Origin of the sequence: Thiobacillus denitrificans DSM 12475, assembly GCF_000376425.1 — a bacterium.
GTDB lineage: Bacteria > Pseudomonadota > Gammaproteobacteria > Burkholderiales > Thiobacillaceae > Thiobacillus > Thiobacillus denitrificans.
The window spans coordinates 427,214-447,128 of sequence record NZ_AQWL01000002.1 but is presented as its reverse complement, the minus strand read 5'-3'; the positions used below and the strand labels follow the sequence as shown (position 1 = coordinate 447,128).

Sequence of the window (19,915 nt, the reverse complement as noted above, 5' to 3'; positions counted from 1 at the left end):
ACGCCGGAAACCGCCCCGGCGCAGGGGTGAAACGAGCGTTAATAGGCCCTAGAATATGAAGTTCGGTCCAGCTCCGGCTTGCGGGCCCACTTCGTGAACGATGCCGGCCTTGCATCGACGCCCTGTTTACTGCCACGCCATACTCGATCCCGATCGCGCCATGCCTGAATTACCCGAAGTCGAAACCACCCGCCTGGGGCTGTTGCCGCGTCTGCAAGGTCGTACGCTCGCGCGCATTGCGATACGCAACCCACGTCTGCGCTGGCCGGTACCGGACGATCTGGAAACGCTGCTGGCGGGGTTGATGCTCAGGGATATCTGCCGGCGCGGCAAATACCTGCTGTTCGACTTTGGCGCGGCGACCCAGATCGTGCATCTGGGCATGTCGGGCAGCCTGCGCTTTGCAGAGCCCGGCGAGCCCGCCGCCCTGCACGACCATATCGACTGGGTGTTCGACGACGGCACCACGCTGCGGCTGCGCGACCCGCGCCGCTTCGGCGCGGTGTTGTGGACCCACGACGCGGCACGGCATCCGCTGCTGGCCCATCTCGGGCCGGAACCGCTCACTTCGGCGTTCGACGCGGCCTACCTGCACGCGCAGTGTCGACGCCGTAGTACCGCCATCAAACAGGTCATCATGGATGCCGGGGTCGTGGTCGGCGTCGGCAATATCTACGCATCCGAGTCGCTGTTTCACGCCGGCATCCGTCCCGCCACCGCCGCGCGCCGCCTCAGCCGCCCCGCCTGCGCACGGCTGGCGGCGGCGATCAAGCAGGTGCTGACAGCGGCCATCGCCGCGGGCGGCAGTTCGCTGCGCGATTACGTCCACAGCAGCGGCGAACTCGGCTATTTCCAGCTGCAAACACGGGTCTACGACCGCGCGGGCCAGCCGTGCAGGGTCTGCGCCACCCCGATACGCCGCATCGTGCAGGGCCAGCGTGCGAGCTTCTACTGTCCCTGCTGCCAGCATTGAGCCACCTGCCGCATCGATCAAGTTTGTCATTAACATGTCGCTAACTGACCGTGACTTACCCGGTGATCCCCCGCATGAAACCGACCACCCTGGTTGACGAATTCGAGCGTTACAGCGCCTGGCGCGACGCCGTGTACGTGCGCATCGAAGCGCTGCGCGACTGGCTCGACACGCAGCAACTGGGCGACGCCGAATCCGGGATGCGGCTTGGCCAGCTGCTGGGCCGCCTGCAGGAAGACACGCTCAACGTGGCCTTCGTCGCCGAGTTTTCGCGCGGCAAGTCCGAACTGATCAACGCGATTTTCTTTTCGGATTACCGCCAGCGCGTGCTGCCGTCGTCCGCCGGGCGCACCACCATGTGCCCCACCGAGCTGTATTACACCCCCACCCTGCGGCCGTCACTGCGGCTGTTGCCGATCGACACCAAGACCCGCGCAGGCAGCATCGGCGACTTCAAGCACGACCCTGCCGCCTGGACCGAATTTCCGCTCAATCTCGATTCCGCCGACGACATGAGTGCGACGCTGATGCAACTGGCCGACACGGTCGACGTCGACGCGGCCACCGCCGAGGCCTACGGCCTGCTCAACCCCCTGGACGAGGAAGCCGCGCGCAACCTGGCGCGCGACGGCAGCATTGCGATTCCGCGCTGGCGTCACGCGCTGATCAATTTTCCGCATCCGCTGCTGAAGCAGGGCCTGGTCATTCTCGACACGCCGGGACTCAATGCCATCGGCACCGAACCGGAACTGACGCTCAACCTGCTACCCAACGCCCATGCGGTCCTGTTCCTGCTGGCCGCCGACACCGGGGTCACCAAATCGGACATCGAAATCTGGCGCCAGCACATCGCGCCGGTACAGGCCGCCAGCCGGGCCCGGCTGGTGGTATTGAACAAGATCGACGGACTGTGGGACGAACTCAAGACGCCGCCCGAAATCGACGCCGAAATCGCCAGGCAGGTCGCCGGCAGCGCTGCGCTGCTCGACCTGCCGGCCGCCCAGGTTTACCCGGTGTCGGCGCATAAGGCGCTGGTCGCCAAGGTGCGTGGCGATGCAGCCCTGCTGGCGAAAAGCCGGCTGCCTGATCTGGAGGCGGCCCTGACCCAGGAACTGCTCCCCTGCAAGCAGGCGCTGGTCAGCGAGTCAGCCCAGGCGGTGGTGGAGGACGTTGTGATCAGGGCCACCGAGCTCCTGGAAACACGGCTCGCCGGCATCCAGGATCAGATCGAGGAACTGCAGGGGCTGCGCGGCAAGAACCGCGACGTCATCCAGCACATGATGGTCAAGGCCAACGAGGACAAGCAGCAGTTCGAGCATGGCCTGCAGCAGTTCAACGCGCTACGCAATGTGTACGCTTCGCAGGTCGATGCGCTACGCCAGCGGTTGGGCATGCGGACACTGGGCAGCGAGGTGCGCCTCGCCCGGCAGGCGATGGAGGAAAGCCGCTTCAGCACCGGCCTGCTCGATGCGATGGGGCGTTTCTTCCACCAGCTGGATGGCAATCTGGATGCCGCTGCCGCGCTCATTCAGGAAATCCGCGCCATGATGACGGCGATGTACCAGAAATTCAGCGACGAACACGGGCTGGCGGCGGTCAACCCGCCCGACCACAGCCTGCGCAAATACCGCAAGGAAATGGCGCGGCTGGAACGTATCTTCGACGAACGTTTCAACACCGTGTTCAAGATGCTGACCGTGGGCCAGAGCCAGTTGACCACGCGCTTTTTCGAAACGCTCGCCAGCAAGGTGGTGCAGGTATTCGAACTGGCCAACAGCGAGACCGAAGCCTGGCTGAAGGCGCTGATCGCACCGATGGAAACCCAGGTGCGGGAACACAAGAGCCAGTTGAAGCGCCGGCTGGATAGCGTCAGCCGCATTCACGCCGCGACCGAAACGCTGGACGAGCGCATCGCTGAACTGGACGCGTCAAGCGGTACCGTAAGTGATCAACTGGAGCATCTGGCGCGCATCAACATGCGCGTCGCCGATGCCCTGACCGGCGAGCTGGACGCGGCGCAGCTGGCCAGAATGGCCTGAGCGTTTACTTGCCAGCAGTCAGGCGCAGGAATTTCTCCTGCAATTGCTCCCGCGTTTCAGGGTAATCCGGATTCAGTGGAATGCAGTCGACCGGGCACACCTCCACGCATTGCGGCGTATCGAAGTGGCCGACGCACTCGGTGCACTTGTTGGGATCGATGATATAGATCTCATCGCCCTGGGAAATGGCTTCGTTGGGGCATTCGGGCAGGCAGACGTCGCAATTGATGCATTCGTCCGTGATCATCATCGACATGGCATTCTCCGGGTCATATCAGTTTCTGCTTATTTTCTCACTTAATCGCCGCGCCACCAATGGGTGGACAAAGGGCGTCACGTCGCCGCCCAACTGCGCGATCTCGCGGATCATGCTGGCGGAAATGAACATGTATTGATCCGACGGGGTGAGGAACAGCGTTTCGATATCGGGCTTGAGATTGCGGTTCATCCCCGCCAGCTGGAATTCGTATTCGAAGTCGGACGCCGCACGCAATCCCCGCAACACCGCAATCGCCCCCTGTTCGGCGACAAAGTCGATCAGCAGGCCGGAAAAGCCTTCCACCCGTACCTGCGGCACGTCGGCCAGCACGTCGCGCGTCATCGCCACCCGTTCCTCCATACTGAAGAAAGGGCGCTTGTTGCGCGACTCGGCCACCGCGACCACGACATGATCGAACAGCCGTACCGCACGCCGCACCAGGTCTTCATGGCCGCGCGTGATGGGATCGAAAGTACCGGGATAGACAGCGGTCAGCATCGCTTATTCCTTAACGAGGAGCGCAAAATGCGAGCGCCCCGCGCGCCCGCTGCGGTGGACGATCAGCCCCGGTGGCGCGACCACCGGGTCCGCCTGCTCGATATACGCCTGGCCACCGGGTTTGAGATGGCGCGCCAGTTCGGCGAGTGCCGCTCCGGCCAGTCCGCTGTCGAACGGCGGGTCGACGAAAATCAGATCGAAGGTTTCGCGGCTGTTCGCCAGCCAAGCCAGTGCATCGGCCCGCAGGATGTCGACCTGGCTGGCGCCGAGCGTGGCACGGTTTTTTTCCAGCGCACCGATCGCCCTGGAATCGCGCTCGATCATGACGACGCGCTCCGCCCCGCGCGACACCGCTTCGAAACCCAGCGCACCGCTGCCGGCAAACAGGTCCAGGCAAATCCAGCCGGGCAGATCCTGCCCCAGCCAGTTGAACAGCGTCTCGCGCACGCGGTCGGGGGTCGGACGCAAACCGGTGCTGTCGGGAAAATCCAGCAGCCGCCGGCGGTATTGCCCGCCGATGATGCGCACGCGGTTGGGCGCGCCGTGCGCCCGCTGCGGCGGCGCGCGTTTAGCGAGCATTGCCCGCCGCCCCCACCACCACGGTCACCAGTTTGTCGGGATCGATGCGGCGGGCAAACGCCTGTTTCACCGCTGCCACGTCGACTGCCTCGACTTTGGCGACCCAGGTATCCAGATAATCCAGCGGCAGCCGGTAAAAGCCGATCACCGCCAGGTAATCGAGGATTTTCCTGTTGCTGTCGATGCGCAGCGGAAATCCGCCGGTGAGGTTGGATTTGGCCTGGTCGAGTTCAGCCTCGCTGGGGCCGTCGGCGATGAACTGCCGCAGCGTCGCCTGCGCCACCTTGAGCGCGTCGTCGGTCTGCTCCAGCTTGGTCTGCAGGCCGAGCTGGAACGGTCCGGCCTCAACCATCGGCATGAAATAGCTGTAGGCGCTGTAGGCGTAACCGCGCTTGTCGCGCACCTCGCGCATCAGCCGCGAATCGAAGCCGCCGCCGCCCAGCACATAGTTGCCGACATACAGCGGGAAGTAATCGGGATCGCTGCGCGCCACGCCCACCGCCCCTACCAGCACATGGCTTTGCGTGGAAGGATGGGCAATGCGCGTGGCCGATGCTGCGGCAGGCGCAGGGCCGGGCAGCGGCGGCACCGCCGCGCCCCTGGGCAAACCGGCCGCCAGGCGCGCGGCGATGGCCTCGGCCTCGGCGCGGGGAATGTCGCCGACCAGCGAAATCACGGCGTTGGACGCGCTGTAATGCGCGCGATAAAACGCCTGCAGATCGCCCCGCGTCAGCCGTGCAATGGCGTCAGGGTCGCCCGCCTCGTCGTGCGCATAAGGGTGCGTGCCGTAGAGCGCGCGATAAAACGCCTTGCCGGCAACCGTGCCGGGATCGGCCTCGGCTTCGCGGATGGCGGCAATCAGGCGCTGTTTCTCGCGCTTGATCACCGCCTGCGGAAAATCGGGCCGTTGCAGCACGCGCGCCAGCATCTCGAGCGCGGCCGTCTTTTCGGCGGCGGACGACAGGGTGCGGAGCGTGACGCCGGCACGGTCACGGTCGAGACTCCCCGACAACACGGCCCCCACATCGGCCAGGCGATGGGCGATGGCGGTATCGGAAAGGCCGCCCGCGCCCTGATCGAGCAGGCCGTGCGTCAGATGGGCAAGCCCTGCCTTGCCGGCGGGATCGCGCGCACTGCCGGCGGGGAAATCCACCGAGATATCGAGCATCGGCAGCTCGTGGCTTTCGACGAAGACCACCCGCGCGCCCTGCGGCGTTTGCCAGTGCTGGATGGCCAGCGCAGCCTGCGCCGACAGCGGCAGGCTCAGCAGCAGGACGAAAAAGAAGCGTTGCATCGAGATGGCCTTAATTGACATGGCGCACTCCCGGCATGGCGGCGCGCTGCGCCTTGGCCTGGAGAGGCTGCGGGTCGAGCTCGGCTACGCTCAACCGGTCGTCCTGCAGCCACTGCCGAGCGGCGGCCTGTACCTCCTGGGCGGTCACCGCGCGCAACTTGTCGGCCCGCCGCGCCAGCGCCTCGGGCGGCAGGCCGGCGGTCACGTACTCGCCCAGCTGCATGGCCTGATAAAACAGCGAATCGCGCTGATAGACGTCAGCCGCGATGACCTGCGCCTTGACCCGCGCGAGTTCCGCCTGGTTGATGCCGTCGCGCTGGATGCGCCGCACCTCCTCGCGGATGGTTTTTTCCAGCGCCGCTGCCGATTTGCCCGGCGCCGGTGTCGCGTCGATCATGAACATGCCCGGCCCGCGTGCAACGGCGTCGTAACCCGCGCTCGCGTTCACCGCGATCTGTCGGGTCTTGACCAGCGATTTTTGCAGCCGCGCCGAATCGTTGCCAGAGAGGACGCCCGCGAGAATCTGCAGCGCGTACGGCGCGGTGTCCTGCTCCCAATCCTTGAGCGTGGGCACATGCCAGGCCATCAGCAGATAGGACAGCTGCGCCGGCGCCTTGACCACGATGCGCTTCTCGCCAAGCTGCGCAGGCTCGTCCTGCGGCTTGCGCGGCGGCAGCGCGCGCGCCGGCAGCGCACCGAAATGACGCTTGGCCAGTGCGATCACCTCGTCGGCCTTGACGTCGCCCGCCACCACCAGCGTGGCGTTGTTGGGCGCATACCAGCGCGCATACCAGTCGCGCGCGTCCTGTCCGGTCATGTTCGATAGATCGTCCATCCAGCCGATGATGGGGCGGCGGTAGGGATGCGCCTGGTAGGCCGTCGCCATCAGGCGCTCGTACACCACCGATTGCGGCTGGTCGTCGGTGCGCAGCCGGCGTTCCTCCATCACCACCTGGATTTCCTTGGCGAACAGCGCGTCGCTGATGACGAGGTTGGCCATGCGGTCGGCCTCCAACTGCATCGACAGCGCCAGCCGGTCTTTCTGCATCTGCTGGAAATACGCCGTGTGATCGCGGCTGGTAAAGGCGTTCTCACGGCCGCCGGCGGCAGCGATGCGCCTGGAGAACTCGCCCGGCGGCACTGTCTGCGTGCCCTTGAACATCATGTGTTCGAGCACGTGCGCCACGCCGGTGGTGCCGTTGAATTCGTCCATCGATCCCGCGCGGTACCACACCTGCGACACCATCACCGGTGCGCGGTGGTCTTCCTGCACGATCACCCGCAACCCATTGTCCAGCGTGACATCCGTCACCGCCGCCTGTGCGCTGCCTACCAGCAGCGCCAGCAACATTCCCCGCATGCCGACCATGTCGTTCACCTCTGATTGAATGCATCCCCAAGGATGCCGACCCACTGCTGGCCGAAGCCCGTGTGGAGTCGACTGCCTGAATGATAAGATACCGCGTCCGTCAAACAGCTGTGCTGACCGCCTTTATCCGTGTTTAGTTTCTTCAAGTCCAAACCCCCTGCCGCCGAACCGGCTGTCCCTGACGCGCCGGCCGAAGCCACCGCCCCGCAGCCGGCCGAGCCGCGCCCGGGCTGGGCGCAGCGACTGAAGCAGGGGCTTGCCAAAACCCGCGACCGGCTGGGCGGCCAGCTTTCCGGCCTGTTCGGTGTCGGGCGCAAGATCGACGCCGAACTGTTCGAGGAACTCGAAACCATCCTCATCACCGCCGATGTCGGCGTCGATGCGACCCAGGCGCTGCTCGACACCCTGCAGAAGAAGGTGCGACGCGAGGGGCTGACCGAAGCCTCCGACCTGCAGGCCGCGCTGCAGCAGGCACTGGTCGACCTGCTGGCCCCGCTGCAGGCGCCGCTCGACGTCACCCCGCACAAGCCCTTCATTCTCATGCTGGCGGGCGTCAACGGCGCCGGCAAGACCACCACTATCGGCAAGCTCGCCAAGCTGTATCAGTCGCAGGGCCTGTCGGTACTGCTGGCGGCGGGCGACACCTTCCGCGCCGCGGCGCGCGAGCAGCTGCAGGTCTGGGGTGAGCGCAACAACGTCACCGTGGTGAGCCAGGAAAAGGGCGATTCCGCCGCGGTGATCTTCGACGCCATCCAGGCCGCGCGGGCACGCAGCATCGACGTGGTGCTGGCCGACACCGCCGGCCGCCTGCCGACCCAGCTGCACCTGATGGAAGAGATCAGGAAGGTCAAGCGGGTGATCGAAAAAGCCGCTCCCGGCGCACCGCACGAAGTGCTGCTGGTGCTCGACGCCAACACCGGGCAGAACGCGGTGACGCAGGTCAAGGCATTCGACGATGCGCTCGGCGTCACCGGCCTCGTCCTCACCAAGCTCGACGGCACCGCCAAAGGCGGCGCTATCGCCGCCATCGCCCAGGCCCGGTCAGGCCCGGCACAGCCGATCCCGGTGCGCTATATCGGCGTAGGCGAAAGCGTGGACGACCTGCGACCATTCAACGCGCGCGAGTTCGTCGAGGCGGTGTTCGCTGCATGATCAGCTTCAGTCAGGTCACCAAACGCTACCCCGGTGGGCATGAGGCCCTGTCCGGCGTCGATCTCGCCATCGAGCAGGGCGAACTGGTTTTCCTGGCCGGGCATTCCGGCGCCGGCAAGAGCACCCTGCTGAAGCTCATCGCCGCCATCGAACGGCCCACCAGCGGGGTGGTGTCGGTCAGCGGCCAGAACATCAACCGCCTGTCGCAACGCGCCGTACCGTATCTGCGCCGCAACATCGGCCTGGTGTTCCAGGATCACAAGCTGCTGTTCGACCGCAACGTGATCGACAACGTGATGCTGCCGCTCGACATCGCCGGTTTCGACCGCCGCGAGTCGCTCAAGCGCGCGCGCGCGGTGATCGACAAGGTCGGCCTGTTGAATCGCGAGAAGGCCAATCCGATCAGCCTTTCGGGCGGCGAACAGCAGCGCCTGTGCATCGCCCGCGCCCTGGTAAGCCGCCCCGCCCTGCTGCTGGCCGACGAACCCACCGGCAACCTCGATGCCGGCTACGCCGCCGACATCATGGCCATGTTCCGCGACTTCCATCAGGTCGGCACCACCCTGGTCATCGCCACCCACGACGACCGCGCCATTACCGCGCTGGGCGGCCGCACGCTCAGGCTCGATCACGGCAAGGTCGAAAGGGCGTCTGCATGATCGGCTGGCTGCGCCATCAAAAGCACGCGCTGGCCGCCGCCTTGCACCGCCTGCGCGTCCAGCCGGTCGCCACCCTGCTCACCGCACTGGCGATGGGCGTGGCGATCAGCCTGCCCAGCGGACTGTATCTGGCGCTCGGCAATCTCGGCAGGCTGGCGGGCGACCTGCCGGCGCAGCCGGAAATCAGCGTGTTCCTCGACGCCGAGGCGTCGGCCGCACACAAGCAGGCTATCGCCGCGCGGCTGCAGCAGCCGGATATCGCGCAGGCCCGTTATGTGCCCAAGGAGGACGCGCTGGCCGCGCTCAGTGCAGCGCAGGACCTGACCGACATCACCGCCGGCCTGACGCAGAACCCGCTGCCGGACGCCTGGGTGGTGCATTCCCGGGCAAGCTCACGCGAGGAACGGGCACGAGTCGCGGCCGATCTGGGTAGGCTTCCTGGCGTGGCTGAAGCCCATCTCGACAGCCAGTGGGCCGAGCGCCTGCAGGCCGCACTCGTCATCGGACGCAGCGTCGTGTGGCTGCTGGCCGGACTGTTTGCCATTGCGCTCATCGCCATCTCGGGCAACGCCATCCGCGCCCTGGTTCTGGCCCGCCGCGACGAAATCCAGGTCAGCCGCCTGATCGGCGCAACCGACCGCCATATTCGCCGTCCGTTCCTTTATCTCGGGGCACTACAAGGCCTGCTGGGCGGCCTGGCGGCGGGCGGCGTGCTGGCGCTGGCGGCTTGGGTACTGCGCGCGCCCGTCGAGCAGCTGGCGGGCTTGTACGGCTCGACTTTTCATCTGCTGCCGCCGACGGCGGCCGAAATGGCCATTGTGCTGGGATTGACCACTCTGTCTGGCTGGCTTGGCGCCTGGCTCACGGTGACGCGCACGCTCCGCCAGGTCATGCTGGCACGTTGATCCATTGCCATTTGCGGAACCCTCCGCCTCCTTAGCACTCTTATGCCGTGAGTGCTAGAATCACACGCAAGGGAGTATTCGTAACCATGAGCCAAACGATCGCTTTACCCATACCCGCAGCCTACAGCCTGGATAGCTATATCCAGACAGTCAACCGCTATCCCATGCTCAGCCTGGAGGACGAGCAACGCCTGGCGCGTGCCTGGCACGACAAGCAGGACGTCGAGGCAGCACGCCAGCTGGTGGTCTCCCACCTGCGCGTGGTGGTCAGCGTGGCGCGGCATTATCTGGGCTATGGCCTGCCGCATGCCGACCTCATCCAGGAAGGCAATGTCGGCCTGATGAAGGCGGTGAAGCGCTTCGATCCCAATCGCGGCGTGCGCCTGGTGTCGTTTGCATTGCACTGGATCCGCGCTGAAATCCACGAATACGTGCTGAAAAACTGGCGTCTGGTCAAGGTGGCAACCACCAAACCACAGCGCAAACTGTTTTTCAACCTGCGCAGCCTGAAACACTCGCTGAAAGCCCTGACGACGCAGGAAGCCGACGCCATGGCGCGCGAACTCAACGTCAGCCGCAAGGACGTGCTGGAGATGGAAACCCGCCTGTCGGGACACGATGTGTCGATCGATCCGATGGTGGACGACGGCGAAGAGGGCTACAACCCGCTGGCGCATCTGGCAAGTCCGGACGAAAACCCGGCGCAGTTGCTGGAGCGCAAGCAGACCGAACGCCTGCGCCATAGCGGTCTGGCCACCGCGCTGGAGAACCTGGACGAGCGCAGCCGCCGCATCATCGAAGCGCGCTGGCTGAGCGAGGGCGCAACGGCGACCCTGCACGAACTCGCTGCTGAATATGGCGTGTCGGCCGAGCGCATACGCCAGATCGAAGCCCGCGCGCTGCAAAAAATGCGCGCCGCGATCCCCGCCTGATCCGATTTTCCGGCGCCCTCCGGTTTCGGCCATCCAGGCTCCCACGCCAGAATATTCGCAGTGTGCCCGTTTATTCCTCGAAGCGGGACCGGACTGGCGGGTATACGGCGTTGGGTTTGCGCTTGCCTCGGCTTCGCTGTCAGCCTGCCCGCAGCGGGCGGCTCGATGGCCGCCGAATTTGCCGCTATGACGTGGGGGCCGCGCCCCGCATTGCTGGCGGCGTCTCTGGACACACCCGCCAGCAGCCCTGACCCTGCAGCACAACAGCAAGACGCGACAGCCCAGCCCTACGGATACCGCTGGCAGGGGTCGCTGGACACCCGGCCTGACTGGCGAGGCGTCGGCCGCGATACCGCCTATTTCCTCGGTTACCAATTTGCCGGCGTGGCCGTGCTGTACCTGGCCCCGGAAAGCGTTTCAGGCTGGGATCGCGAAGCGAAACAGGACTACAGTTTCAGTAAATGGCGCAACAACGTCAGCGAGCCGGTGTGGGACACCGACCGCTGGTGGATCAATTACGTCCTGCATCCTTACTGGGGTGGTGCTTATTACGTACGGGCGCGCGAACGCGGCCTGGAGCGGACCCAGGCTTTCCTGTATTCCGCGCTGCTATCGACACTCTGGGAATATGGTGCCGAAGCGCTGGCCGAACCCGTATCCATCCAGGATCTGGTGGTGACGCCCGTGGTCGGCGCACTCGTCGGCGAGTACATTTTTTCGCCGCTGCGCAAGCGTATCCGTGCCAAACCAGGGAAACTTGACTGGGCGGACAAGGCCACTCTGTTCATCACCGATCCGCTGGGCGTGCTGAGTGCGGAAACCGACCGTTTACTGGGAGTAGAAACGACACTGCGCCTGCAGCCCATCGGCCAGCGCATGCCCACACTGGCTACCGGAGCCGGCGGCGAACCCTTGGATACGCGAGCCTATTCACGCAGTGCTGCGCCTGCATGGGGCCTGCAATTCAGCGCCGACTGGTAGCTGGACTGGGGAGCTGCGGGTTCCGGTTGGACCGGAGCCTCTGCGGAAACCCGCATCGCACCCCGCAAAACAAAAAGCCCCGCAACAGCGGGGCTTTTTGTTTTGCGGCTCAATTCAGAACAGCGAACCGATCACCACGGAAAGAATGCTGATCCATGACCAAACGATCAGTGCCACCACCACCACCATGGGAAAACCCTGAAAAGTCAGAAGCTGTTTCATTGTGCGTACTCCATTCAAAGTTGATCGATTTTAATTTACTTGTGCCCGTTTGGGTACTGCTGGTGCCCGCTTGGATCGTCGTCCTTGCCGCCCAGGCGGCGGGTCGGCAGCAAAGGGTCGTCGTCGTCCATCAGGATGCGTTCGGCCGGCCCTTCCAGATCGTCGAACTGGCCGCTTTTGATCGACCAGAACACCCCCACGATGATCAGCAGCACGAACACCCCCGACAGCAGAAACAGAAACCCCAGGATGCCACTCATGGCACGACCAGCTCCTGGGTGCCGTGGTAATGCACCTCGCCATCCCGCAACAGCCGCAACTCAACCAGCCAGCGGCCTGCGGCGGGCACCTTCAGCGCCCCGACATACACCCCCGCCTCGACGCTGCTCATGGGCAGGATCAGCGCGGGCGCTGCAGCGCCCGGCCGCGACAAGCGTAATTCGGCCTCCACGCGATCGACCGGCAGCCCGGTGCGGTCCCGCACCCGGACCTGTAGCGGACGCGTGTTGCCGGGGTCGTCCAGTCCGCTCATCTCGACTTGCCAGCCGAGCTGCGACTCGCGGTGCGCTTCGCTCAGCGCCGACGACACCGCCTTGGCCGCGCCCTGACCATGTGCGACCACGCCGGAAAAGCCGCTGTAGACCGCATTGCCGTCGCCCCCCAGCCACCAGCGTGCGATGGGCTCGGGCAGGCCCTTGTTTGCGATGTAAAGCAGGGAGGCATTGATCAGCACCAGACCGATGAAAAAAGCGGTCAGCAATTTGGGCGCCCAGTGCATGCGCCCGGCGTCGCGCCGCCGGAACTGGGTCAGGGCGAACAGAACCAGCGCCGCGGCGAGGAAAACCGAGATGTGTATGGCCACCACATCCAGTCCCGGCCAGTGGCCCACGATAAGCGCGAAATACGTGACCAGCGGAATGACCCCTGCCAGCGCAGCGCGCAGCATCGGCGACAGGCCGCGAACCACGCCCCCGGCGGCGTACAGGGCGAACACCGCCACCAGTCCGCCAAATAGTGTGGTCATTGTGTTCATGGACGCTTCCCGGGACTGTCGAAACGGACGGATTCGCTGCGCGCTTCAGCGCCCTTGCCCGACGGCGTGATGATCAATTCGAAGCCTTGCGTCTGTGCCGCCAGCGCAGGGGCCAGTCGCACGCTGGCCTGCACCAGTCCGCTATGGCCGGGCTTGACGGTGATTTCACGGAAATTACCGAGATCGAGTGCGTTCGCAGGAATGCCGCGTGCGCTGATCACGTAGGTCTGGTCCTGCCCCGCCTTGTTGGTGATGCGAATCTGGTAGCGGTTGCGGATGTCGCCGTTCGATAGCACCACATAAAGTGGCTGGCGGATCTGGTTGACCGCACGGTCGAAGCTGCCGCGTGTGCCGATGCTGTAGGCGAGGTACGACGTCATCAGAATCAGCGCTACGCCGTAGCCAACGGTTTTCAGGCGCTTCCATTGCACCCTGGGCGCAGCAGGCGTTGCCGCGGCCAGATTCTTTTCCGAATCGTAGCGGATGAGGCCGCGCGGAAAACTGAACGAATCCATGATGGTATTGCAGGCGTCGATGCACAGACCGCACGAGATGCATTTGTATTGCAGGCCATCGCGAATATCGATGCCGACCGGGCAGACCTGGACGCACAGACCGCAATCGACGCAGTCGCCCAGCCCCTTGTCGCGCCGTTCGGCCAGGGTGCGCTGGCCGGCGCGCGCGGCCGCCCGTCCATGCGCCGCTTCACCCCGTCTGGCGTCGTAATGAACGGCCAGCGTTTCCGCTTCGTACATCACGCTCTGAAAACGACCATACGGGCAGACATAGGTGCAGATCTGCTCGCGCATCAGGCCGGCGGCAGCGTATGTGGACAAGGTGAGAATGCTGACCGTGATGTAGGCGGCAGCGGCGGCCTGGCCAGTGAAGAAGGCCACCACCAGCTGCGGCGCATAGGCAAAATAGGCGACAAAAGTCAGGCCGGTCCAGAACGACGCCAGCAGCCACAAGGCATGGGTGCTACCGATCTTGAGTACTTTTTCGCGATTCCACGGCTGGCGATAGAGGCGCACCCGCGCTGGCCGCTCGCCCTGGATCGCATGCTCGATCCAGATGAAGAAATCGGTCCATAGGGTCTGGAAACAGAAGTAGCCGCAAAACGCGCGCCCGACCAGGCCGGTGACGAAGAACAGCAGGATGGCGGCGATGAACAGCAGCAGTGCCAGCCAGATGACGTCCTGCGGATAAACCGTCAGTCCGAAGATCAGAAACCGGCGTCCGGGCAGGTCGAACAATACCGCCTGCGCAGGCGCATCCAGCCGCGACCACGGCAGCCACGGCAACAGGAAATAGATCGCATAGGCGAGCACCAGCACCGACGTCTTGAAACGTCGGAAACGCCCCTTCACCGAGCGGGTGAAGATGGGGATGCGCTTCTGATAGAGCCCGAGCTGGTCTTCTAAGCCTGTCTGCATGTGCGATAAGTGGATATGCGGGGATATACGGGAAACAAAAGCCCCCGTGAACGGGGGCTTTGCTTATTTCCTCAGTCGACGGCCTTACTGCCCGCCGCCCAGTTCATGAACATAGACTGTCAGAACCTTGATTTGTTCAGGCGAAAGGCGGCCGGCCCAGGCGGGCATCACGCCTTTGTTCAGGCCATTGGCGATGACGCTGCGAATGGCCGCGACCTTGCCCTCGGCAGCGTCGGTTGCCGGCACGTTGGCCCACAGCCAGATGTTGTCGGTCAGGTTGGGCGCGCCGATGTCCTTGCGGCCCCTGGCATCGCTGCTGTGGCAGTAATAGCAGGCGGCAGTCTCGCTGTGGAACAGCACGTCGCCGGCAGCCGCCTTGGTGGCGTCGTGCCCGATGCCGGACAGCTTGGCGACATAGTTTGCCAGCTGGTCGATCTGTTCGCCGGCGAGCACGTCACTGAAGGCCGGCATGTAGCCACGGCGGCCACCCATCAGCGTTTCATGAATCTTGTCGAACGAGCCGCCGTACAGCCAGTCATCGTCGGTCAGGTTGGGAAAGAAAGCGACCACGCCCTGGCCACCGGCCTGGTGGCAGGGTGCGCAGTTGTCGGCAAACAGCGCCTTGCCCGCGGACAGAATGAAGCCGTTCATTTCCGGGTCCTTGGCGATCTGCTCGTAAGACATCGACGACACCTTGTCGAAATAGGGCTTCTGCTCGGCCGCCGCCTGGTTCAGGTCTTTCAGCAGCAGCGCGCGGGTGTTCCAGCTGTGCGTCCTGGTTTCGCCTGCGCTGTTCACATAGGTGATTTTCGAGAGTCCGCCGATCCAGTCCTTGCCGATCGGCCACGACGGATAGATGACCCAGTAGATGATGGAAAAGATCACCGTGGCGTAGAAAGTGTAGACCCACCACACCGGCAGCGGGTTGTTGTACTCCTGCAGGTCGCCGTCCCAGGCGTGACCGGTGGTTTGCACAGTTTGAGATTGTAGTTTTTGCTCGCTCATTGCTTGTCCTTCGTGCCTTCCTGATCGTCCAGAAACGGTATGTCGCGGTACGACTCGAGTCGCTTGCTCCGCTTTTTGCTACCGTAGACGTAGACCACGATGCCGATAAAGGTAACGAAAAAAATAATCAGGGCCAAAGGCTTGGTGTTTTCGGGCCTGGAAAACCACATCAGCCATTCCATCTTAAAATCCCCGGCTGCGTTCGATCAGCGGACATCGACGAATGCGTCGTCGCTGTATTTGCTGAAATCGACCATGGTGCCCAGCACTTGCAGATAGGCCACCAGGGCGTCCATCTCGGAAACGCCGGAACGATCACCGTCGTAGTTGCCGAAGTTGGCCTGCTCGACCAGGTTTTTCTGCGCATCGGGAATATGCAGCTGCCTGGCGACGGTTTCGCCGAACTTGGCCACGTTGGCGTCGTACTCGGCCTGCGACAGCGAATACGGCACGCCGACCTTGCGCAGCGCCTTCATGCGGGCCGCCGTGTCGGAAATATCCAGCTTGGTCGCCAGCAGCCAGGGGTAATTCGGCATCACCGACTCGGGCACCATCGAGCGCGGCGCGACCAGATGCTGTACGTGCCACTCGTTGGAATACTTGCCCCCCACCCGCGCCAGGTCCGGACCGGTGCGCTTGGAGCCCCACTGGAAGGGATGGTCGTATTGCGATTCCGCCGCCAGCGAGTAATGTCCGTAACGCAGCTTTTCGTCGCGGAACGGGCGAATCATCTGGGAATGGCAGGTGTAGCAGCCCTCGCGCTGATAGATATCGCGGCCGCGCTGTTCCAGCGGGGTGTAGGGACGCACGCCCTCGACCTTTTCGATGGTCTTGTCGATGAAGAACAGCGGCGCGATTTCCACTAGGCCGCCGACGCTGATCGCCAGCATGGTCAACACGGCCATCAGGCCGATGTTGGTTTCAATCCATTCGTGTTTGAAGTTGAAGTTCATGTTTTATCTTCCCTGATTCATGCATGCGCCATCTTGGCAGCCAGCTTGGCGTCCAGTGCGGCGCTTTCGCGCTTGCCCTGGCGAATGGTCATGAACATGTTGAACGCCATCAGCACGGTACCGGTGAGGAAGAACATGCCGCCGATGGCGCGCATCGCGTAGAAGGGCATCATGGCCGCGACGGATTCGGCGAACGAATACTGCAGGTTGCCGAACTCGTCGAATGCACGCCACATCAGGCCCTGGGTGATGCCCGAAATCCACATCGCGACGATGTACAGCACGATGCCGATGGTGGCCAGCCAGAAGTGCCACTCGACCAGCCGGCGACTGTAGATCCTGGTGTCCCACAGCTTGGGCATCATGTGATACAACGAGCCGAAGGAAATCATCGCCACCCAGCCCAGCGCGCCGGAGTGCACGTGGCCCACGGTCCAGTCGGTGTAGTGCGACAGCGCGTTGACCTCTTTCAGCGACATCATCGGACCTTCGAAGGTCGACATGCCGTAGAACGACAGGGCGACGATCATGAAACGCATCACCGGGTCGGTGCGCATTTTGTCCCAGGCACCGGACAGCGTCATGATGCCGTTGATCATGCCGCCCCATGAGGGCATCAGCAGCAGGATGGAGAAAGCGGCGGCCAGCGACGATGTCCAGTCGGGCAGCGCGGTCCAGTGCAGGTGGTGGCCCCCCACCCACATGTACATGAACGAGAGCGCCCAGAAGTGGACGATCGACAGGCGATAGGAGTAGATCGGGCGGCCGGCCTGCTTCGGCACGAAGTAGTACATCATGCCGAGGAAGGCGGCGGTGAGGAAGAAGCCCACGGCGTTATGGCCGTACCACCACTGGGTCATCGCATCCTGGGTGCCGGAGAACAGGCTGTAGGATTTCATCGAAAACAGATCGATGGGCATGGCCAGGTTATTGAAGGTATGCAACAGCGCGGTCGCCAGAATGAAGGACAGGTAGAACCAGTTGGCGACATAGATATGTGGCTGCTTGCGGCGCATGATGGTGCCGACGAACACGATCAGATAGGTGACCCACACGAGCTCGATCAGGATGTCGATCGGCCACTCCATCTCGGCGTACTCGCGCGACTGGGTGTAACCCAGCACATAGCTGAAATCGGCCAGCACGATGGCCGCCATCCAGCCCCAGAAGGTGAAACTGGCCATGCCGTCCGAAATCAACCGGGTCTGGCAGGTACGCTGGACGACATAATAGGAGGTGGCAAACAGCGCCGATCCGCCAAAACCGAAAATCACCGAGGTAGTGTGAACCGGTCGGAAGCGCCCGAACGAGAAATACGGACTATCGAAATTCAAAAATGGCCAGGCCAGCTCGGAGGCGATATACACCCCCACGAGCATGCCGATCACTGCCCAGACCAGCGACATGACGGCAAATTTCTTTACGATATCAAAGTTGTACTGCTCCGCACCGGAATATGTGGTTACCGCCATCGACCGCTCCTGTTGTACCCGAAATGGCGCGTACCGCCGCGCCTAAAGCAGCATATGCTTATATTAAAAACTGCAAGATTATATGATGCAGGGCAGGTAGCCCGCAAGCTGGAAGGCCCTGTTCAGGGTGCTGCCAATAAGACTTTCAAATCTTGCGCGATCGCATCCGGGCTACTTCCGTAAGGCATGAGCAGCCTCAAACGCCCCTTAAGATCATAGACATAGGTCCCGGCACTATGGTCGATCAAATAGTCGTCCGCCGCTTTGACCGCGGTTTTTTGATAGACCACCTTGTATTCCTTCGCCAGCCGCCTCAGCGTGTCCGCATCGGCGGACATTCCCAGAAAGCTCGGGTTGAAGGCCGGCACAAACTGCTTCAGCAGGTCCGGGGTATCGCGCTGCGGATCCACCGTCACGAAAATCACCTGCACCTGCCCCGCCTGCTGCCCCAGCAGCTGCAATGCCGCTGCAAAATCCGACAGCGTAGTAGGGCAGACATCCGGACAGTGGATATAGCCAAAGAAAACGGCGACGGCCTTGCCCTTGAAGTCTGCCAGCGTGCGCACTTGGCCATTGTGGTCGGTCAGTCTGAAATCGCGTGCGAAGGCGGCACCGGTGATATCGGTCGCCTGGAATACCGGGGGTTGCGGGACGGGCTGACAACCCGCCAATGCGAGTGCAGCCATGACGCCGGCTGCGGCGAGCCAGCCGGTCACACCTTGATCTGCTCGAACAGCTGCCCCGGAACGTCGGCCAGCCGGTATTTACCGGATTCAACGGCTTTCGCCAGTTTTTCCAATGTCGTCTCCTGCAGCAGGTCGATGATTTTTTTCTTTACCGGAACCCAGCGAAAATGCAGCGGACAGGCGGTTTCGTCGCTGCATTTCTTCAGCCCCAGCAGGCAGCTCTGGGTAAACGCCGGCCCTTCGGTCAGCAGCAGGATCTGCATCAGGGTGATTTTGTCGCCGTCTTCGCGCAGACAGAAACCGCCCAAGCGGCCGCGAAAGGAAAACAGCAGGCTGCCCTTGGCCAGGCTCTGCAGAATTTTTGCCAGATAGGGCGCAGGTACGCCAAGTTCCGCGGCGATATCCTTGTTCAGCACGGGCGTGGCGCCTGGCTGGGTAGCCATGTAAATCAGCGCCTGCACGGCATATTGACTGGTTCGGGAGAGGATCATCTCGTGCCCCTGTGAGTGAATTGGCACAATATAAAACAATCCTGTCCTAATATCCAGATACGGGCTTAATTACTCCATATAAATCAAATGGGTATTTGAAAGTAGTGGTCGGCCAGCATGACCGCGAATAACGCGCTCAGATACCAGATGGAATAGCGGAAAGTTTCTTTCGCCAAGGCGTCACTGTATTGGCGGTAGAGCCGCCAGCCGTACTGAATGAAGCGGCCTCCCAGCAACACCGCACCGAGCAGATAAATCCAGCCGCCCATGCCGGTCCCGACCGGCAGCATGGTGACAGCAAACAGCAGCAGGGTGTAAAGCAGCACATGCAGGCGGGTATAGGCTTCGCCATGCGTCACCGGCAGCATCGGCAGTCCGGCCTTGGCGTACTCCTCGCGCCGGTAGAGCGCCAGCGCCCAGAAGTGCGGCGGCGTCCAGGCAAAAATGATCAGAAACAGCAGTAAGGCGTCATGATGGATCTCGCCGGTGGCCGCCGCCCATCCAAGCACGGGCGGCATGGCGCCGGAAGCCCCGCCGATCACGATGTTCTGCGGTGTAGCCGGCTTCAGAACCACGGTATAAATGACCGCATAGCCGACAAAGGTGGCCAGCGTGAGCCACATGGTGAGCGGATTGACAAAAACGTTCAGCAGGTAGAGTCCGGCGCCTCCCACCGTACCGGCAAACACCAGTGTCTGCGTCCGGGTGAGCTCGCCGCGGGGCAGCGGGCGGGCGCGTGTGCGCGCCATGACAGCATCGATTTTCTGCTCGATCAGGCAATTGAACGCCGCTGCCGCGCCGGCCACCAGCGCGATTCCCAGCGTTCCCGCCCACAGCGTATTCCAGCCCGGCCAGCCCGGCACGGCGAGAAACATGCCGATCACCGCCGTGAACACGATCAGGCTGACCACCCGCAGCTTGCATAGCGCCAGAAACTGCTGGCAGCGGCAGGCCGTGCCCTGGATCATCAAGGATTCCAT

Annotated in this window: 22 protein-coding genes; 7 read left to right on the top strand and 15 right to left on the bottom strand. The window is 63.3% G+C overall.

Going from position 1 to position 19,915, the window contains the following annotated elements; translation table 11 throughout:
* Positions 1-160: 160 nt before the first annotated feature.
* Positions 161-973, top strand: coding sequence for a bifunctional DNA-formamidopyrimidine glycosylase/DNA-(apurinic or apyrimidinic site) lyase (gene mutM / locus B059_RS0104515; RefSeq protein WP_018077057.1), 813 nt, complete (start codon positions 161-163; stop codon positions 971-973).
* Positions 974-1,047: 74 nt separating this feature from the next.
* Positions 1,048-3,012 carry a dynamin family protein gene (locus B059_RS0104510; RefSeq protein WP_018077056.1) on the top strand — a complete coding sequence of 655 codons (1,965 nt, stop codon included), beginning with the start codon at positions 1,048-1,050 and terminating at the stop codon, positions 3,010-3,012.
* A 4-nt stretch (positions 3,013-3,016) separates the two neighbouring features.
* Here the strand turns inward: B059_RS0104510 and B059_RS0104505 are convergent, their stop codons facing one another.
* The 5 genes from B059_RS0104505 to B059_RS0104485 are packed head-to-tail and all read right to left on the bottom strand — an operon-like array spanning position 3,017 to position 7,002.
* Positions 3,017-3,268 (bottom strand): YfhL family 4Fe-4S dicluster ferredoxin, encoded by a 252-nt coding sequence (locus B059_RS0104505; RefSeq protein ID WP_018077055.1) that lies wholly within the window; start codon positions 3,266-3,268, stop codon positions 3,017-3,019.
* An 18-nt stretch (positions 3,269-3,286) separates the two neighbouring features.
* Complete coding sequence (coaD, locus tag B059_RS0104500; RefSeq protein WP_018077054.1) at positions 3,287-3,769, bottom strand: pantetheine-phosphate adenylyltransferase; 483 nt, start codon at positions 3,767-3,769, stop codon at positions 3,287-3,289.
* Positions 3,770-3,772: 3 nt separating this feature from the next.
* The gene (gene rsmD / locus B059_RS0104495) at positions 3,773-4,348 is read right to left on the bottom strand and encodes a 16S rRNA (guanine(966)-N(2))-methyltransferase RsmD (protein ID WP_018077053.1); all 576 of its coding nucleotides are present in this window, start codon (positions 4,346-4,348) and stop codon (positions 3,773-3,775) included.
* Positions 4,338-5,663, bottom strand: coding sequence for a M16 family metallopeptidase (locus B059_RS0104490; RefSeq protein WP_018077052.1), 1,326 nt, complete (start codon positions 5,661-5,663; stop codon positions 4,338-4,340). Before B059_RS0104490 ends, rsmD begins: the two co-directional genes overlap by 11 nt.
* The gene (locus B059_RS0104485; RefSeq protein WP_038058171.1) at positions 5,653-7,002 is read right to left on the bottom strand and encodes a M16 family metallopeptidase; all 1,350 of its coding nucleotides are present in this window, start codon (positions 7,000-7,002) and stop codon (positions 5,653-5,655) included. The genes B059_RS0104490 and B059_RS0104485 overlap by 11 nt, the downstream gene beginning before the upstream one ends.
* Before the next feature lie 138 nt (positions 7,003-7,140).
* On the opposite strand from B059_RS0104485, the gene ftsY reads away from it, so the two are divergent.
* The 5 genes from ftsY to B059_RS19860 all read left to right on the top strand — a co-directional run bounded on the left by ftsY (position 7,141) and on the right by B059_RS19860 (position 11,640).
* The gene (gene ftsY, locus B059_RS0104480; protein ID WP_026177307.1) at positions 7,141-8,163 is read left to right on the top strand and encodes a signal recognition particle-docking protein FtsY; all 1,023 of its coding nucleotides are present in this window, start codon (positions 7,141-7,143) and stop codon (positions 8,161-8,163) included.
* Positions 8,160-8,822 (top strand): cell division ATP-binding protein FtsE, encoded by a 663-nt coding sequence (gene ftsE, locus B059_RS0104475; RefSeq protein ID WP_018077050.1) that lies wholly within the window; start codon positions 8,160-8,162, stop codon positions 8,820-8,822. The genes ftsY and ftsE overlap by 4 nt, the downstream gene beginning before the upstream one ends.
* Positions 8,819-9,727, top strand: coding sequence for a permease-like cell division protein FtsX (gene ftsX, locus B059_RS0104470; protein WP_018077049.1), 909 nt, complete (start codon positions 8,819-8,821; stop codon positions 9,725-9,727). Before ftsE ends, ftsX begins: the two co-directional genes overlap by 4 nt.
* Positions 9,728-9,813: 86 nt before the next feature.
* Positions 9,814-10,659 carry an RNA polymerase sigma factor RpoH gene (rpoH, locus tag B059_RS0104465; RefSeq protein ID WP_018077048.1) on the top strand — a complete coding sequence of 282 codons (846 nt, stop codon included), beginning with the start codon at positions 9,814-9,816 and terminating at the stop codon, positions 10,657-10,659.
* Positions 10,660-10,824: 165 nt separating this feature from the next.
* Positions 10,825-11,640, top strand: a complete 816-nt coding sequence (locus B059_RS19860; protein ID WP_018077047.1) for a DUF3943 domain-containing protein — start codon at positions 10,825-10,827, stop codon at positions 11,638-11,640.
* Between the two features lie 257 nt (positions 11,641-11,897).
* On the opposite strand, the gene ccoS is transcribed toward B059_RS19860, so the two are convergent.
* From ccoS to cyoE, 10 genes are all read right to left on the bottom strand, one after another.
* Positions 11,898-12,122, bottom strand: coding sequence for a cbb3-type cytochrome oxidase assembly protein CcoS (gene ccoS, locus B059_RS0104450; RefSeq protein ID WP_018077045.1), 225 nt, complete (start codon positions 12,120-12,122; stop codon positions 11,898-11,900).
* Entirely contained in the window at positions 12,119-12,895 is a 777-nt protein-coding gene (locus B059_RS0104445) for a FixH family protein (protein ID WP_157273600.1), read from the bottom strand. Before B059_RS0104445 ends, ccoS begins: the two co-directional genes overlap by 4 nt.
* Positions 12,892-14,328, bottom strand: a complete 1,437-nt coding sequence (gene ccoG, locus B059_RS0104440; protein WP_018077043.1) for a cytochrome c oxidase accessory protein CcoG — start codon at positions 14,326-14,328, stop codon at positions 12,892-12,894. The genes B059_RS0104445 and ccoG overlap by 4 nt, the downstream gene beginning before the upstream one ends.
* Positions 14,329-14,412: 84 nt before the next feature.
* On the bottom strand, positions 14,413-15,333 hold the full coding sequence (ccoP, locus tag B059_RS0104435; protein WP_018077042.1) for a cytochrome-c oxidase, cbb3-type subunit III: 921 nt from the start codon (positions 15,331-15,333) through the stop codon (positions 14,413-14,415).
* Positions 15,330-15,515 (bottom strand): cbb3-type cytochrome oxidase subunit 3, encoded by a 186-nt coding sequence (locus B059_RS0104430; protein ID WP_018077041.1) that lies wholly within the window; start codon positions 15,513-15,515, stop codon positions 15,330-15,332. Before B059_RS0104430 ends, ccoP begins: the two co-directional genes overlap by 4 nt.
* 24 nt (positions 15,516-15,539) lie before the next feature.
* Positions 15,540-16,286 carry a cytochrome-c oxidase, cbb3-type subunit II gene (gene ccoO / locus B059_RS0104425; protein WP_018077040.1) on the bottom strand — a complete coding sequence of 249 codons (747 nt, stop codon included), beginning with the start codon at positions 16,284-16,286 and terminating at the stop codon, positions 15,540-15,542.
* A 17-nt stretch (positions 16,287-16,303) separates the two neighbouring features.
* Complete coding sequence (ccoN, locus tag B059_RS0104420; RefSeq protein ID WP_018077039.1) at positions 16,304-17,758, bottom strand: cytochrome-c oxidase, cbb3-type subunit I; 1,455 nt, start codon at positions 17,756-17,758, stop codon at positions 16,304-16,306.
* 122 nt (positions 17,759-17,880) lie between these two features.
* Positions 17,881-18,474, bottom strand: a complete 594-nt coding sequence (locus B059_RS0104415) for an SCO family protein (RefSeq protein ID WP_018077038.1) — start codon at positions 18,472-18,474, stop codon at positions 17,881-17,883.
* Complete coding sequence (locus B059_RS0104410) at positions 18,471-18,935, bottom strand: RrF2 family transcriptional regulator (RefSeq protein ID WP_018077037.1); 465 nt, start codon at positions 18,933-18,935, stop codon at positions 18,471-18,473. Before B059_RS0104410 ends, B059_RS0104415 begins: the two co-directional genes overlap by 4 nt.
* Positions 18,936-19,018: 83 nt before the next feature.
* Positions 19,019-19,915, bottom strand: a complete 897-nt coding sequence (cyoE, locus tag B059_RS0104405) for a heme o synthase (protein ID WP_018077036.1) — start codon at positions 19,913-19,915, stop codon at positions 19,019-19,021.

Bases quoted from the DNA above. Each gene is read 5' to 3' on its own strand.
- B059_RS0104445 (WP_157273600.1), bottom strand. From the start codon at position 12,895: ATGAACACAATGACCACACTATTTGGCGGACTGGTGGCGGTGTTCGCC.
- rsmD (WP_018077053.1), bottom strand. From the start codon at position 4,348: ATGCTCGCTAAACGCGCGCCGCCGCAGCGGGCGCACGGCGCGCCCAAC.
- coaD (WP_018077054.1), bottom strand. From the start codon at position 3,769: ATGCTGACCGCTGTCTATCCCGGTACTTTCGATCCCATCACGCGCGGC.
- B059_RS0104485 (WP_038058171.1), bottom strand. From the start codon at position 7,002: ATGCGGGGAATGTTGCTGGCGCTGCTGGTAGGCAGCGCACAGGCGGCG.
- ftsX (WP_018077049.1), top strand. From the start codon at position 8,819: ATGATCGGCTGGCTGCGCCATCAAAAGCACGCGCTGGCCGCCGCCTTG.
- cyoE (WP_018077036.1), bottom strand. From the start codon at position 19,915: ATGGAATCCTTGATGATCCAGGGCACGGCCTGCCGCTGCCAGCAGTTT.
- ccoS (WP_018077045.1), bottom strand. From the start codon at position 12,122: ATGAGTGGCATCCTGGGGTTTCTGTTTCTGCTGTCGGGGGTGTTCGTG.
- rpoH (WP_018077048.1), top strand. From the start codon at position 9,814: ATGAGCCAAACGATCGCTTTACCCATACCCGCAGCCTACAGCCTGGAT.
- ccoG (WP_018077043.1), bottom strand. From the start codon at position 14,328: ATGCAGACAGGCTTAGAAGACCAGCTCGGGCTCTATCAGAAGCGCATC.
- mutM (WP_018077057.1), top strand. From the start codon at position 161: ATGCCTGAATTACCCGAAGTCGAAACCACCCGCCTGGGGCTGTTGCCG.
- B059_RS0104490 (WP_018077052.1), bottom strand. From the start codon at position 5,663: ATGTCAATTAAGGCCATCTCGATGCAACGCTTCTTTTTCGTCCTGCTG.
- B059_RS0104505 (WP_018077055.1), bottom strand. From the start codon at position 3,268: ATGTCGATGATGATCACGGACGAATGCATCAATTGCGACGTCTGCCTG.
- B059_RS0104410 (WP_018077037.1), bottom strand. From the start codon at position 18,935: ATGATCCTCTCCCGAACCAGTCAATATGCCGTGCAGGCGCTGATTTAC.
- B059_RS0104430 (WP_018077041.1), bottom strand. From the start codon at position 15,515: ATGGAATGGCTGATGTGGTTTTCCAGGCCCGAAAACACCAAGCCTTTG.
- ftsE (WP_018077050.1), top strand. From the start codon at position 8,160: ATGATCAGCTTCAGTCAGGTCACCAAACGCTACCCCGGTGGGCATGAG.
- ccoO (WP_018077040.1), bottom strand. From the start codon at position 16,286: ATGAACTTCAACTTCAAACACGAATGGATTGAAACCAACATCGGCCTG.
- ccoN (WP_018077039.1), bottom strand. From the start codon at position 17,758: ATGGCGGTAACCACATATTCCGGTGCGGAGCAGTACAACTTTGATATC.
- ccoP (WP_018077042.1), bottom strand. From the start codon at position 15,333: ATGAGCGAGCAAAAACTACAATCTCAAACTGTGCAAACCACCGGTCAC.
- B059_RS19860 (WP_018077047.1), top strand. From the start codon at position 10,825: ATGGCCGCCGAATTTGCCGCTATGACGTGGGGGCCGCGCCCCGCATTG.
- B059_RS0104510 (WP_018077056.1), top strand. From the start codon at position 1,048: ATGAAACCGACCACCCTGGTTGACGAATTCGAGCGTTACAGCGCCTGG.